The sequence below is a fragment of the Streptomyces sp. NPDC005408 genome (assembly GCF_040606445.1).
Lineage (GTDB): Bacteria > Actinomycetota > Actinomycetes > Streptomycetales > Streptomycetaceae > Streptomyces.
Genome location: NZ_JBEXEX010000038.1, coordinates 15,703 through 28,643, shown reverse-complemented (window position 1 = coordinate 28,643; position 12,941 = coordinate 15,703). Strand labels below are relative to the sequence as shown.

14 protein-coding genes are annotated in these 12,941 nt (G+C 71.9%); 6 read left to right on the top strand and 8 right to left on the bottom strand.

Features of this window, described 5'->3' with window-relative positions; genetic code table 11:
• Positions 1-48 precede the first annotated feature (48 nt).
• The 3 genes from ABZS64_RS28310 to ABZS64_RS28300 form a co-directional block, all read right to left on the bottom strand.
• On the bottom strand, positions 49-759 hold the full coding sequence (locus ABZS64_RS28310) for a DUF1775 domain-containing protein (protein WP_355835497.1): 711 nt from the start codon (positions 757-759) through the stop codon (positions 49-51).
• A 34-nt stretch (positions 760-793) separates the two neighbouring features.
• Positions 794-1,462, bottom strand: a complete 669-nt coding sequence (locus ABZS64_RS28305; RefSeq protein WP_355835494.1) for a hypothetical protein — start codon at positions 1,460-1,462, stop codon at positions 794-796.
• Between the two features lie 273 nt (positions 1,463-1,735).
• Positions 1,736-2,320, bottom strand: coding sequence for a histidine phosphatase family protein (locus ABZS64_RS28300; protein WP_355835492.1), 585 nt, complete (start codon positions 2,318-2,320; stop codon positions 1,736-1,738).
• A gap of 270 nt (positions 2,321-2,590) precedes the next feature.
• On the opposite strand from ABZS64_RS28300, the gene ABZS64_RS28295 reads away from it, so the two are divergent.
• Together ABZS64_RS28295 and ABZS64_RS28290 are read left to right on the top strand one after the other, a co-directional pair.
• A complete protein-coding gene (locus tag ABZS64_RS28295; RefSeq protein WP_355835489.1) occupies positions 2,591-2,806 on the top strand; it encodes a CbtB-domain containing protein in 216 nt (71 codons plus the stop codon).
• A 19-nt stretch (positions 2,807-2,825) separates the two neighbouring features.
• Positions 2,826-3,593, top strand: coding sequence for a CbtA family protein (locus ABZS64_RS28290; protein ID WP_355835486.1), 768 nt, complete (start codon positions 2,826-2,828; stop codon positions 3,591-3,593).
• Positions 3,594-3,758: 165 nt separating this feature from the next.
• On the opposite strand, the gene ABZS64_RS28285 is transcribed toward ABZS64_RS28290, so the two are convergent.
• From ABZS64_RS28285 to ABZS64_RS28275, 3 genes are all read right to left on the bottom strand, one after another.
• Entirely contained in the window at positions 3,759-4,640 is an 882-nt protein-coding gene (locus ABZS64_RS28285) for an ABC transporter substrate-binding protein (RefSeq protein ID WP_355835483.1), read from the bottom strand.
• A gap of 111 nt (positions 4,641-4,751) precedes the next feature.
• The gene (locus ABZS64_RS28280) at positions 4,752-5,873 is read right to left on the bottom strand and encodes a HAMP domain-containing sensor histidine kinase (protein WP_355835480.1); all 1,122 of its coding nucleotides are present in this window, start codon (positions 5,871-5,873) and stop codon (positions 4,752-4,754) included.
• Between the two features lie 5 nt (positions 5,874-5,878).
• Positions 5,879-6,634: a response regulator transcription factor gene (locus tag ABZS64_RS28275; RefSeq protein WP_355835477.1), complete on the bottom strand. Its 756-nt coding sequence runs from the start codon at positions 6,632-6,634 to the stop codon at positions 5,879-5,881.
• 142 nt (positions 6,635-6,776) lie between these two features.
• Between ABZS64_RS28275 and ABZS64_RS28270 the strand changes: the two genes are divergently transcribed.
• The gene (locus ABZS64_RS28270; RefSeq protein ID WP_355835474.1) at positions 6,777-7,169 is read left to right on the top strand and encodes a VOC family protein; all 393 of its coding nucleotides are present in this window, start codon (positions 6,777-6,779) and stop codon (positions 7,167-7,169) included.
• Here the strand turns inward: ABZS64_RS28270 and ABZS64_RS28265 are convergent.
• Positions 7,109-7,840, bottom strand: coding sequence for a DUF6597 domain-containing transcriptional factor (locus ABZS64_RS28265; protein WP_355835471.1), 732 nt, complete (start codon positions 7,838-7,840; stop codon positions 7,109-7,111). The genes ABZS64_RS28270 and ABZS64_RS28265 overlap by 61 nt on opposite strands.
• Positions 7,841-7,895: 55 nt before the next feature.
• Complete coding sequence (locus ABZS64_RS28260; protein WP_355835468.1) at positions 7,896-9,074, bottom strand: YihY/virulence factor BrkB family protein; 1,179 nt, start codon at positions 9,072-9,074, stop codon at positions 7,896-7,898.
• A gap of 17 nt (positions 9,075-9,091) precedes the next feature.
• Between ABZS64_RS28260 and ABZS64_RS28255 the strand changes: the two genes are divergently transcribed.
• From ABZS64_RS28255 to ABZS64_RS28245, 3 genes are all read left to right on the top strand, one after another.
• Positions 9,092-10,726: an acyl-CoA dehydrogenase family protein gene (locus ABZS64_RS28255; protein WP_355835465.1), complete on the top strand. Its 1,635-nt coding sequence runs from the start codon at positions 9,092-9,094 to the stop codon at positions 10,724-10,726.
• Between the two features lie 298 nt (positions 10,727-11,024).
• Positions 11,025-12,263: a GAF domain-containing protein gene (locus ABZS64_RS28250; protein WP_355835588.1), complete on the top strand. Its 1,239-nt coding sequence runs from the start codon at positions 11,025-11,027 to the stop codon at positions 12,261-12,263.
• A 63-nt stretch (positions 12,264-12,326) separates the two neighbouring features.
• Positions 12,327-12,893 (top strand): GNAT family N-acetyltransferase, encoded by a 567-nt coding sequence (locus tag ABZS64_RS28245; protein ID WP_355835462.1) that lies wholly within the window; start codon positions 12,327-12,329, stop codon positions 12,891-12,893.
• Positions 12,894-12,941 lie beyond the last annotated feature (48 nt).

Genomic DNA, 12,941 nt, shown 5'->3' with positions numbered 1-12,941 from the left:
CCGGACGGGCGAGGTGCTCGCCCGGCGTCACCCGGTCCGGCTGCGGCGTCAGGCGGTGCCGGTTCCGCGGCGGCGCTTGAACCACCACAGGGCGAGGCCCGCGGCGATCACCACGACGGCGACGACGACCGCGATGGTGGTCCCGTTGCCGCCGTCGTCGTCCTTCTCGGCCTTCTCCGCCGCCTTCTCGGTCGTGGCCGTGCTGGGCTCCGTCGTGGACTGCGACGCGGACGGGGTCGGGGTCGGGGCCGGCGCGGCCGTACTCGCGGTCGCGCCCGGTGCCGCCGGCTTCAGGGCCAGGACCGGGGCCGGGTTCTCCGGCTCGGCGCCACCGCCCGGAAGCTCGATCCAGCGGTCCACCTTGCCGTCGCCGTACGTCTCAACGGTCTTGAAGACGAGCGACTTGGCGTCCGGCAGCTGCGTGACGGTGATGCTGTACGTCGCGTCCGTGCCGGTGGCCAGCGCCTTGCCGCCGACGGTGTAACCGCCTTCGGACGGCGTCAGCTGCCAGCCGGGGGGCGCCTTCTTGAGGCTCACAGCGTCCGGCGCGATGCCCTTGGGCAGCACGACCTGGAGCTTGGCTATGCCCGAAGTGTCCGACTCCGCCTCGGAGGTGAACGTCAGGGTGACGTTCTTCGCCAGGGCGCGCGGGTCGGATGCGGTCACTTCGACGTGGGCCGCGGCCGGTCCTGCCACGGCGAGCACCGTGGCGAGGGCCGCGACAGCGGCGGCGGGCAGGGTGAAGGTCCTTCTGGTCATGGGGGTCAACTCCTGTGAAGCAGCACGCGATCGGTCATGTATGGGTCGGCAACTGCCCATGACCTGGCGGCCCCCGGCGGACGACGACATGCGCGAGGACGGCGTACGCGGGCACTCCTGGGGGCGGCCGTGGTCCTGCCGCGGTGGCCGCGGTGTCCGGGCCGGGGCAGGGATGCGTACGCCAACGGCCCAGCCAGCGCGCGACGGTGGCGCGGACCGTGGCGGCTAGCTGGCCCAATATGCGTGGGATCGCGGCCAGTTGGTCGTCCGTCTGATGCATCAGCACCGCCACGGCGAGCGCGGCGAGTGTGTGCGCGACGAGCATCACGGCCACGGACGGATGGACGCCGTGATCGCCGGGCATCGGGTGGCCGGTGCCGTGCAGGGCGCCGTGGCTGTCGGGGCTCTGCGCCAGAAACTGGTGGAGGACGAGCTGGGCGGTGCAGGTCGCGGACGCCACCGCGGCCAGGGAACGCCGCCGGTGGGCCCAGGGCAGGGCGCCGAGGAAGGCCAGGGAGGCGGCGGCCGGCAGCAGCAGCCAGGGGACGGGTTCGCCGGAGGCGACGTGGTGACCGGCCCCGGCGAGCGCCGCGCTCGCGACGCCGAACACGGCGGCACGCGCGCCGCGGGCGCCCCACCGGGCGCGGGGCGCGCGGCGAGACGGGGGGTGGGTCTGCTGCGGCATGCCGAGGTCATCATTCACGATGCGGTGGGTGGAGAGGGGGGTTCTTTCCCCACCCGCCCCTTCCCGCTGTGACATTTTGCGGCTCCGCCGCGTGGGGGGCTCCGCCCCGGACCCCGCGCCTCAAACTCCCCAGACTTCGTCCGGGGGGACCCCGACAGGGCTGGATGTGCGGCCGGGCCGCACATCCAGCCCGTCCGGCGTTTGAGGACACGCGCGAAGCGCGTACGGGGGTCTGGAGGCTTGCCCCCAGTTCGACACGGGGTGGGGGCTACGCTCGCCGCAGGCGCACCCTCAGCCCGACCCCGGACCCAGCGGCCGACCGCACCGCAGGTTCCAGCGCCCCACCCGCCCGCTCAGCTCCGTCAGCGTCAGCGGCGCGACATCCAGCCTCCAGAACACCTCCGCCGGCAGCGCCAGCGCATGCACGACCGCCGCCCGGACCACCCCCGGTTCGACGACCGCCAGCACTCGCCCGGCCTCACCCGGCAATGACTCCAGCCAGCCCCCCACCCGCGCGCACAGCGCCCGCAGCGATTCGCCGCCGTGCGGCACGGCCGCCGGGTCGGACAACCAGGCCGACACCGCCTCCGGTTCGCTCACGCCGACTTCGTCCAGCCGCCGCCCCCGCCATCGCCCCATGTCCCAGTCCCCGAGCTCCGGAAGTGGCTCCGCAGCCACCCCCAACTCCGCGGCCGTTTCCCGGCAGCGCAGGGACGGCCCGGTCAGCACCCGGTCCGCTCCCGGCGCCGCACCCGCGTCTGCGGCCGCGCGCGCACGCCGTGCTCCCGCCTCGTCCAGCGGCACGTCGTCGTCGAAGCGGGCCTCCCGTAGCGCCGCACTCGTCGCAGGTGAGATCAACATCACCCGTACCGTCATCTCGTACGCCCTTCTCCCGCCGGCAGCCCATGGCGCAAGCACACCACGGGTGTTCGGGCGCCCCGGAACGCCCCATGCGCCGTAGCGTCGCAGGCCAGCAAGCGGTACGGTCGCGTGGACATGACGACGGTGTGACGGAAGTCCGGTGAGAATCCGGCACGGTCGCGCCACTGTGAACCCGTTCCCCTGTGGGGAGCGCGGGAAGTCAGACCCAGCACCTTCGTCTGAGGCACCACGATCGGGACGCGTGTTCCCCCAGGAGGTTCTGCCATGGCACATTCTGCCGCGCCCGCCACCGCCGCTCCGGCCATCACCCCCATCTCGCTCAAGGCGATCGCTCCGTGGGCGCTCTTCTTCGGCGTACTGATGCTCGTCCTGCTCTACTTCGTCGGCGCCGAGCAGGGCGCCACCTCGCTCATCTCCGGTGAAAACGTGCACGAGTGGGTCCACGACGGACGCCACCTGCTCGGCTTCCCCTGCCACTGAAATCCAGGGGAACACACTCATGAACTCCATATCTGTCAGAGCCCTGCTGGTCCGCGGCATGCTCGCGGGCCTGATCGCGGGCGCCTTCGCGCTGGCCGTCGCCTATCTGCTCGGCGAGGGTCCTGTCGACGCCGCCATCGCGTTCGAGGAGAGCCACAGCCATGAGCACGGCGGCGAGGAACTCGTCAGCCGCACCATGCAGTCCACGGCCGGGCTCGCCACCGGCGTGCTGGTCTTCGGCGTCGCGATCGGCGGTATCGCCGCCCTCGCGTTCTGTTTCGCGCTGGGGCGCATCGGCCGGTTCGGCCCGCGCGCCACGGCCGCGCTGGTCGCACTCGGCGCGCTGCTGAGCGTGTACGTCGTGCCGTATCTGAAGTATCCGCCGAATCCGCCTGCCGTCGGCGACCCGGACACCCTCGGCAAGCGCACGACGGTGTACTTCCTGATGATCCTGCTCAGCGTTCTGCTCGCGATCGCCGCGGTGATCCTCGGCAAGCGCCTGGCTCCTCGCCTGGGCAACTGGAACGCGACCGTCGCCGCCGCGGCCGCGTTCGTCGTCGCCGCGGGGCTCGCCTTCGCTTTCCTGCCCTCGTTCAACGAGGTACCGAAGGACTTCCCGGCCACGGTGGTCTGGGAGTTCCGGCTGGCAACGCTCGCCATCCAGGTCACGGTCTGGACCGTCTTCGGGCTGGTCTTCGGCCATCTCGCCGAGCGGCTCCTCGCCCCGACGCCCGCCGCGGCGGCGGACAAGGGCACGGCGTCACGGGCGGCAGCAGCCGCGAGCTAGCGGACCGGGGCTTGCGCCCCAGACCCCGCGCCTCAATCGCCGGCGGGGCTTGAACGGCCCGCTGGTCGGCCTGACTTCTCAGGCCGACCAGCGGAAATCAAGCCCGTCCGGCGTTTGAGGACTACGCCCGAAGGGCGAACCGGGGGTCTGGGGGCTTGCCGCCAGTCATCCCGCAGACGCCTCCAGCGCGTCCGCAACCGCATCGAAGAACCGCGCGTGCGCCACGTGGCTGCCCGGAATCTCAGGGTTCCACGGCACCAGCCGCGCCGCGCCGCCCGCCGCGGACTGCCACTCCTCGATCCCGGCGAGCCGGTCGACGGGCAGGGCGTTGGCCCGTACGTCCGTCAGCACGATGTCCGGCCGCGTAGAGGCGGCCACGGTCCAGTCGACGGTGGACCAGTTGGCGCCCGGCCCGCGCTCGGGCTCGACCAGGCCGATGCCGCAGTCGGCCAGCGCTCTCAGGTCCGGCCACGCCCGTGGCCTGGCGAGATGCACGCTGTCCGGGGAGGCGGGCGACAGGGCCAGTACGCGCAGCCGCGCGGCCCCGGCCGCGAGGGTCCGTAACCGCCGCTCCGCGCGCCCCAGTTCAGCTTCTCCCGATTCGTCCGCCGCCGCCCCGAGCGAGTGGGCGAGCGCCGTGAACCGGTCACGCACCTCGCCCAGTGAACGTCCCTGGCCCACGTCGACGACCACGACCGGCACGCGTTCCTCGATGTATTTCGCCGTGTCCGGGTCCAGGCCGTAGACCTGGTCGGTGCCGTAGGCGACCGCGACCACCAGATCGGGTTCCGCACGCAGAACCGCGTCCGCCTCGACGGCTGTTCCCGAGCCCAGATAGGCGATGTCCGCGAGCGGCAGCGCCCCGGCCTTGGCCGGATCGGCGCTGTCGCCGTCGTGGTTGGAGCCGAAGAGGCCGACCGGGCGTATGCCGTGGTCGAAGAGTGTCGCTCCGGCCTGGATGTAGGCCACCGGCCTCGTCGGCGTCACCGCGGCTGCGGCCACCCTCCCGCGGTCGTCCTGGAATTGCCACTTCGCTGCTGACGCCATACGTCCGCACCCCTGCCTTCTGCCGGTTACAGATCGCGATACCTCCCCCAAGGCCATCGCCGGTTCACTGCCCGGCCGACTCGGCGGTCACGCATACGGACTGACGCTGTTTCAGCTGCCCTGTGCCGCCGCGGCGGGCAGTGACACCTCGAAGCGGCAGCCGCCCGTCACATTGCGCACGTCGGCGCGGCCCGCGTGCGCCTCGACGATGCCGCGGACGATGGCGAGGCCGAGACCCGCGCCCGCCGGGGGCGTACGGGCCTGGGTGCCGCGCCAGCCGGTGTCGAAGACCCGGGGCAGGTCCTCCTCCGGGATGCCGCCGCAGCCGTCGGTGACGGAGAGGACGACCCAGTCCTCGCGGCGTTCGGCGGCGACGGCGACGGTGCCGTCGGCGGGGGTCCGGCGGATGGCGTTGACCAGGAGGTTCGCCAGGACGCGGGTCATCTCCTTGCCGTCCACCTCTACCGGGACCTGCTCGACCATGTCCCCGACGAGGCGTACGCCGTGCTCGCGGGCCAGCGGGTCCGCACCGGCGAGCGCCTCCCCCACCAGGTCGTAGACCGACATCCGGGTGGGGGTGAGGGCCAGCGTGCCCGCGTGGATGCGGGAGAGCTCGAAGAGGTCGCCGACCATGGAGTTGAGACGGTCGACCTCGGTACGGATCTGGCGGTGGTAGCGGGCCGGGTCGGCGACGACGCCGTCCTCCAGGGCTTCGGACATGGCGCGCAGCCCGGCGAGCGGGGTGCGCAGATCGTGCGAGATCCAGGCGACGAGCTCCCGGCGGGAGGTTTCCAGGGCGCGTTCGCGCTCGCGGGATGCGGCGAGCCGGTCGCTGGTGGCGGCGAGTTCGCGGCTGAGTGCTGCGAGTTCGGCGGTGGAGGCGCCGTCGGGGGCGGCGAAGGAGCCGCCGTCGCCGAACGAGCGTGCCGCCAGGGCGAGTTCGCGGCTGCGCGCGACGACCCACCGGCCGAGCAGCAGCGCGGTGGCGAGCGAGACGACCGCCGCCATCGCGACGACCGTGGTCACGACGGTGAGGTCGTGCGCGGACAGGAACATCGCCTGGGCGACGGCGAGCGTCCCGGCGAGCATGGCGGTGACGGCGACGGCGACCACGATGGTGAGCGAGACGGCGACCGAGCGGTGGCGCAGCACGCGCAGGACCAGCGCGCCGAGCAGGCCGACGGCGGCGGCCCCGAGGAAGGCGAAGAGGGCGATGAGAAGCATGTCGCTCACGGTGGTCAGGCCTCTTCTCGCGGCAGCGGGGCGTCCTGTTCCTTCGGCACGTCTCCCCGCGGCACGTCTTCCTTCGGCACGTCGAAGCGGTAGCCCACGCCCCACACCGTCTGGATCAGCCGGGGCCTGGCCGGATCGTCCTCGATCTTGCCGCGCAGCCGCCGTACATGGACCGTGACGGTGGACAGATCGCCGAACTCCCAGCCCCACACGTCGTGCATCAGCCGCTCCCGGCCGATCGCCTCGCCCGGGTGCCGCATCAGATGCGCCAGCAGATCGAACTCCCGCAGGGTCAGGCCCAGTTCGAGCCCGTCCTTGGTGGCCCGCCGCGCCGCCGGGTCCAGCACGATGCCCGCTGCGGCCAGCTCGGGCCCGGTCCGCCGATCGCCCGCAGTGCCACCCCTGCGCAGTACGGACTCGACCCTCAGCACCAGCTCGCGCGGGCTGAACGGCTTGGTCACATAGTCGTCCGCCCCGATTTCGAGTCCGAGGATCCGGTCATCCTCGTCGCCGCGCGCGGTCAGCATGATCACGGGCACTGCCGCCGACGCCCCGGCGCGGAGCCTGCGGCACACCTCAAGGCCGTCCATGCCCGGCAGCATCAGATCGAGGACGACCAGGTCGGGCAGCCGGTCGGCGGCGATCCGCAGCGCCTGCCGCCCGTCGGCGGCCCGGTCCACGGTGAAGCCCGCGCGCTCCAGATAGCCGGTGACGACTTCGGCGACGGTCGGATCGTCGTCGACGACCAGAATGGTGTGCATACGGCCAGTGTGCTCTGCCCGCAGTGCGGTCCATGCCCGTCCCGCCTTACGAAACTGTGACGCCCGGACACAGGGCCCCGAGCATCCGCGGACGTCCGATTCGTTCAAGACCGCAGGCCGCAGCCCTGCCTACGGTGAGGTCATGACTCCACGACTCGATGCGATCGGCCTCGTCGTCGCCGACATGGCCGCCTCTCTCGCCTTCTACCGCCGGCTCGGCCTGGACATCCCCGCCGACGCCGAATCCGCTCCCCACGTCGAGGCGACGCTGCGCGGCGGCCTGCGCATGCTGTGGGACACCGAGGACGTCATCCGCTCCTTCGAACCCGACTGGACGCGCCCCGAGGGCAGCGAACGTCTCGGGCTGGCCTTCCTCTGCGACAGCCCTGCCGAGGTGGACTCGGTCTACGCCGAGCTGACCGCGGCCGGTCACCAAGGACACCTGAAGCCCTGGGACGCGGAGTGGGGCCAGCGTTACGCGGTCGTCCTCGACCCCGACGGCTGCGCCGTCTCGCTGTTCGCCAACGCCTCGTAGGCGCCCAGGGTGATCCCGGCCAGATCGCGCATCTCACGGGCGAGATGCGCCTGGTCGGCGCAGCCCGCGCGCAGTGCCGCCTCGGCGTACGGCACGTCCTCCCGGACGAGCGCGAGCGCCCGCTGCAGCCGCAGTACGCGGGCCAGTGTCTTGGGCCCGTATCCGAACGCGTCCAGGGAGCGCCGGTGCAGCTGACGTGCGCCGAGGCCCACGGCGGCCGCCGCGCCCGCGACGGTGCCGCCAGAATCCAGGCGCCGTACGACCTCGCTCAGCAGCGGGTCGGGCGGCACGGACTCGACCGCCCGCGCCAGTGCCACCGCCTCGAGCTCCGCCGCCGGGTCCACGGCATCGTCGATGCGCTCGGCGAGGCGGCGGGCCTCCGCGCCGCCCCACAGATCGGCGAGCTCGACCCGCCGGTCGCGCAGCTCATGGGCCGGTACGCCGAGAAACGCGGGCGCGGTCCCGGGCGCGAAGCGCACCCCCGCGTATCTGACACTCCCCTCGTCATCGGGGGTGAAGGCGTGGGTGTCGGGCCCTGCGACGAGGAGACGGCCAGCGGCCCAGAGCAGGTCCATACAGCCGTCCGGGAGTACGGGATGCACGGCGCCGGCCGACGGCGTCCGTGTCCAGACGACGGCACCGTCGAGCCTTGACGGCCATTCCTCGTACACACCGTCGAGGCTACGGCTCAGGCGGCCCGCCGGACACCGATTCGCCCCGGGACACCTACCCGCCGTTGTTCTCCTTGTCGCGGCTGTCCCGCCCGTTGTCCCGCCCTGTGTGCAGCCGGGACTTCACATCGTCGGGCGGCAGGAAACGCGACCACCGCTCGGGGAACTCCGACGGCATGTCCCCGCCGCCCCCCTCGTACCCGTCATCGTCGAAGTCCTCATCGTCCTCTTCCAGGACATGCGCCGCCTTCGCCCGTGCGACGATCTCCACCGCGTTGGCCGCGCGCATGCGCTCATTGGCCGCGCGGGCGGCCGCCGTGGCGACCGACGGCCAGACGCGGTCGATCGCGGCGTTGACCGCCGCGCCCACCAGGACCGCGAAGGCGGTCAGGCCGATCCACAGCAGGACGGCAATGGGGGCGGCGAGCGAGCCGTAGATCGTGGGGCCCTCGACCGTGCTGGTGAGGTAGATGCGCAGCAGGAAGCTGCCGAGCACCCACATCCCGAGCGCCACCAGCGCGCCGGGGACGTCCTCGATCCAGGGGGAACGGACGGGGACGGACACGTGATAGAGCGTGGTCAGGAAGGCGATCGAGAGCAGGCTGACCACCGGCCAGTACAGGATGCTGACCACTTCCGTGCCCCACGGGATGATCTCCACCACCCGGTCCGGTCCGACGACCGCCAGCGGCAGCACGACCGCGCCGATCAGCAGGGCCACGATGTAGAGCAGGAAGGCGAGCAGCCGGGTCGCGACGATGCCGCGCTGGCCGTCGAGGCCGTACATCACGGTGATCGTGTCGATGAAGACATTCACCGCCCGCGATCCCGACCACAGGGCGATGGCGAAGCCGATGGAGATGATGTCCGGCCGGCCGCCGTGGGTGACGTCCTCCAGCAGGGGCTTGGCGATCTCGTTGACGCCACGCTCGGACAGCACCGTGCCCACGGCGTCCAGGATGTTCGACTCGATCGAGGCGACGGTCGTGGTGTTGGTCCAGTTGTCGACATAGCCCAGGAGACCGATCATGCCGAGCAGCAGCGGCGGCAGGGACAGCAGCGTGAAGAACGCCGCCTCGGCGGCGAGGCCGAGGATGCGGTACTCGATGCACGAATTGACCGTGTCTTTCAGCAGCAGCCATGCCATCTTCCGCTTCGAGACGTTGCGGTAGAGGACTCGGGCCCGGTGGAGTCGGCCCGATGGCCGCTCGGGTGTTTCATTTGCTGCCTGCACCTCCTTACCGTATCGGCATGGCAGCTAGCACCCACACAGTGACCAACCAGCCTCCGCCCCTGGTGGGGTACGACGTCTACACGTCCGACCCGGCCCTGACGGAAGGCGTGGAGCGGCATGTCGCTCCCGAACTCCTCGACGGTGTACGGGAGGAGCTCTCGGCCCTCGGCCGGACCGCGGGATCCGCGCAGGCCCAGGAGTGGGGGGTGCAGGCCAATGAGAATCCGCCGAAACTGCGGACGCACGACCGGTACGGGAACCGGATCGACGAGGTCGAGTTCCATCCGTCCTGGCACCGGCTGCTCGGCAAGGCCGTCTCGTCGGGGCTGACCAACGCCTGGGGCCGCCCTGCCGGGCATGTGCGGCGCGCGGCCGGGTTCCTGGTGTGGACGCAGGCGGAGGCCGGGCACGGCTGCCCGGTGTCGATGACGCATGCCTCGGTGCCCGCGCTGCGGACGGACCCGGCGCTGGCGGCGGAGTGGGAGCCGCGGCTGACCTCCGAGGCGTACGAGGAGGGGCTGCGCCCGGCCTCGCTGAAGGCGGGATCCCTGTTCGGCATGGGGATGACGGAGAAGCAGGGCGGCAGCGACGTCCGGGCCAATACGACGCGGGCGGAGCCGATCGCCGGCGACGGGGAGTATCTGCTCACCGGTCACAAGTGGTTCTGCTCCGCTCCGATGTGTGACGGTTTTCTGGTACTCGCCCAGGCGGCCGGTGGTTTGACCTGTTTCCTGGTGCCGCGGGTGCTGGAGGACGGGACCAGGAATGTGTTCCGGATCCAGCGCCTCAAGGACAAGCTGGGCAACAAGTCCAATGCGTCGAGCGAGGTCGAGTTCGACGGGACCTGGGCGCGCCGCGTCGGCGAGGAGGGCCGTGGGGTGCGCACCATCATCGAGATGGTGGCGGCGACCCGGCTGGACTGTGTCGTCGGATCGGCCGCGCTCATGCGGCAGTCGGTGGCTCAGGCGATCCACCACAGCGCGTACCGCAGCGCGTTCGGCGGGCTGCTGATCGACAAGCCGCTGATGCGCAACGTACTGGCCGATCTGGCACTGGAGTCGGAGGCGGCAACGACGCTGGCGCTGCGGCTCGCCGCCGCGTACGACGCCGATACGGAGGAGGAGCGGGCCTTCCTGCGGCTCGCGGTGCCCGCCGCCAAGTACTGGGTGACCAAGCGGTGTACGCCGACCGTGGCCGAATCCCTGGAGTGCCTGGGCGGCAACGGCTATGTCGAGGAGTCGGGCCTGCCGCGGCTGCTGCGCGAGTCGCCGCTCAACTCGATCTGGGAGGGCTCGGGCAACGTCCAGGCGCTGGACGTCCTGCGCGCCCTCCAGCGTGAGCCGCAGGCGCTGAACGCCTTCCTGCAGGAGGTCGGCACGGCCCGGGGCGCCGACCACCGCCTCGACGGGGCGATCAAGGCCCTGCTGACCGAACTGGCCGATCTCAACGGCATCGAGGCACGGGCGCGGCGACTGGTGGAGCGGATGGCGCTGGTGCTTCAGGGCTCGCTGCTGGTGCGCTGGGCGCCGCCGGAGGTGGCGGACGCGTTCTGCGCGTCACGGCTCGGCGGGGACTGGGGCACTGCCTTCGGCACGCTGCCGCACACACTCGATCTGGGGTCGGTCGTCGAGCGGGCGCGAGCCGTGGTCTGAGACCTGTATGAGGGCTGTCGGGGTGGTGCTGCGCCGACACGGCACCACCCCGCGCTCCGTCATGCGCCCCGCAGTGCGGAGCAGCGCACGACCACCGGCGAACCGGTGCACCGTCACCTTCGTACAAGCGCACGCCCGTTCGCGAGGGTTGCAAAGGGTTGCAGCCTTGTGCGCCGTAACGCCGCGTGCGCCGCCCCGGGAGGGGCAGGATTGAGCCAGCCCCCCGCACTCGGACGCTGGCGTCGCCCTGGAGGACCCAGTGCAGAACACAACGCTCGATCTGGCCAGGCTCTCCGCCATGGACACCGCGGACGCCGCCCGGTTACTGAAGGGGGTACGGGACGCCGCGCTCAGCGGGCGCCGCTCCCGGGTCGCCCCACGGGCCGACATCGAGGAGTCGTGGCAGCGGATGCTGCGCCGCGGCGTCGATCCCGACCGGGACCGCAGAGCGGGTCTCCTGCCGCTGGAGGAGATCGAACGCCGCAGACAGGCATCGCCGCTGCGGGAGGTGCTGCCCGTACTGCGGGACGGTCTGGTCTCGATCGCGGAGGCGGCGCAGCACATCATGGTCGTCGCGGACCCGGAGGGGCGGGTGCTCTGGCGCGAGGGCAAGTCGACCGTGCTGCGCAAGGGCGACGCGCACGGCTTCGTCCTGGGCGCCGACTGGAACGAGGGCCTCGTCGGCACCAACGGCGTCGGCACTCCCCTGGTCTCCCGGCGGCCCGTCCAGGTGCACTCCGCGGAGCACTTCGTCTCCTCCCACGACACCTGGACCTGCGCGGGCGCTCCGGTCACCGATCCGCGCGACGGCAGGCTGATCGGTGTGGTCGATGTCAGCGGACCGCTGTCCACGATGCATCCGGCGACCCTCTCGCTGGTCACCTCGGTCACCCGGCTCGCCGAGGCCGAACTGCGCAACGGGCATTTCGCGACGCTGGACCGGCTGCGCACCGTGGCGTCGCCGCTGCTCGCGCGGATGACGGGCCGGGCGCTGGCCGTCGATGTGAACGGCTGGCCCGCCGCGGTCACCGGGATGCAGCCGCCCGGGCGGCTGCCGCTGCCGAAGTCCATCGGCAGCCGCGTCTGGCTGCCCTCGCTGGGCATGTGCACGATCGAGCCGCTGCCCGGCGGCTGGCTGGTGCGGGTGGAGGAGCGGTCCACGGCGGCGCCGACCCGGGTCGTACTGGATCTCAGCAGACCGCGGCGGCCTTCGGTGACCGTCTCCGGCGAGGCGGGCAGCTGGGCCAAGGAGCTCAGCCCGCGCCATGCCGAGCTGCTGTACGTACTGGCGCTGCACCCCGACGGGCGCAGCGCCGCGCAGCTGGCGCACGACATCTTCGAGGATCCGACGCGGACGGTGACGGTACGGGCCGAGATGTCGCGGCTGCGGCGGCATCTGGCACAGGTGCTGGCGCACCGCCCGTACCGCTTCGCCGAGGACGTCGAGGTGGAGCTGGTCGGGCCGCCCGAGCCGGCCGAGCTGCTGCCGTACTCCACGGCCCCGGCGGTGCGCCGGGCACGCCGCGGGGAGGAGTGACCGTCCTGGCACGCTCCGGCACCGCTTTTGGCCTGTTCAGGGCGGCGTGATTCCCTGGCGCGCATGAGCATCACTGTGACCACCTGGTCCCTGGAACAGACCTCGCCCGCGGATCTGCGGCCGTCCCCCGCCCCGGAAGGAGATCTGCGGATCGTCCGCGCCGAGGTGCCTTCGCCCGAGTTCAGCCGCTTCCTGTATACGGCCGTCGGCGGTGACATCCACTGGAACGACCGGCTCGGCATGACGTACGCGCAGTGGGTGGAACTGCTCGCGCGGCCGGGCACCGAGACCTGGGTGGCGTACGAGAAGGGCACCCCGGCCGGTTATGTGGAGCTGGAGGCGCAGGAGGGGGGCTCTGTAGAGATCGCCTACTTCGGGCTGATCCCGGCCTTCCGGGGACGCCGGATCGGCGGCCATCTGCTCTCGTACGGAGTGGCCAGGGCCTGGGACCTTGCGGAGCGCCGGCCGGGCGTCGCGCCGACGAAGCGTGTCTGGCTGCACACCTGCTCCAAGGACGGCCCGCATGCGATGGACAATTACCTGCGGCGGGGCTTCACTCTCTTCGACACGAAGGTCGAGCAGGAGACCGAGACGGCCGCTCCCGGCCCCTGGCCCGGTGCCCACGGCTGAGTGACGGGCAACACACTGTCTCGCGATGCGGGACGGTGTTGTCCACAT

Coding starts and splice junctions, on each gene's coding strand:
- ABZS64_RS28310 (WP_355835497.1), bottom strand. CDS start 759: ATGACCAGAAGGACCTTCACCCTGCCCGCCGCCGCTGTCGCGGCCCTC.
- ABZS64_RS28300 (WP_355835492.1), bottom strand. CDS start 2,320: ATGACGGTACGGGTGATGTTGATCTCACCTGCGACGAGTGCGGCGCTA.
- ABZS64_RS28295 (WP_355835489.1), top strand. CDS start 2,591: ATGGCACATTCTGCCGCGCCCGCCACCGCCGCTCCGGCCATCACCCCC.
- ABZS64_RS28290 (WP_355835486.1), top strand. CDS start 2,826: ATGAACTCCATATCTGTCAGAGCCCTGCTGGTCCGCGGCATGCTCGCG.
- ABZS64_RS28285 (WP_355835483.1), bottom strand. CDS start 4,640: ATGGCGTCAGCAGCGAAGTGGCAATTCCAGGACGACCGCGGGAGGGTG.
- ABZS64_RS28275 (WP_355835477.1), bottom strand. CDS start 6,634: ATGCACACCATTCTGGTCGTCGACGACGATCCGACCGTCGCCGAAGTC.
- ABZS64_RS28270 (WP_355835474.1), top strand. CDS start 6,777: ATGACTCCACGACTCGATGCGATCGGCCTCGTCGTCGCCGACATGGCC.
- ABZS64_RS28255 (WP_355835465.1), top strand. CDS start 9,092: ATGGCAGCTAGCACCCACACAGTGACCAACCAGCCTCCGCCCCTGGTG.
- ABZS64_RS28250 (WP_355835588.1), top strand. CDS start 11,025: ATGGACACCGCGGACGCCGCCCGGTTACTGAAGGGGGTACGGGACGCC.
- ABZS64_RS28245 (WP_355835462.1), top strand. CDS start 12,327: ATGAGCATCACTGTGACCACCTGGTCCCTGGAACAGACCTCGCCCGCG.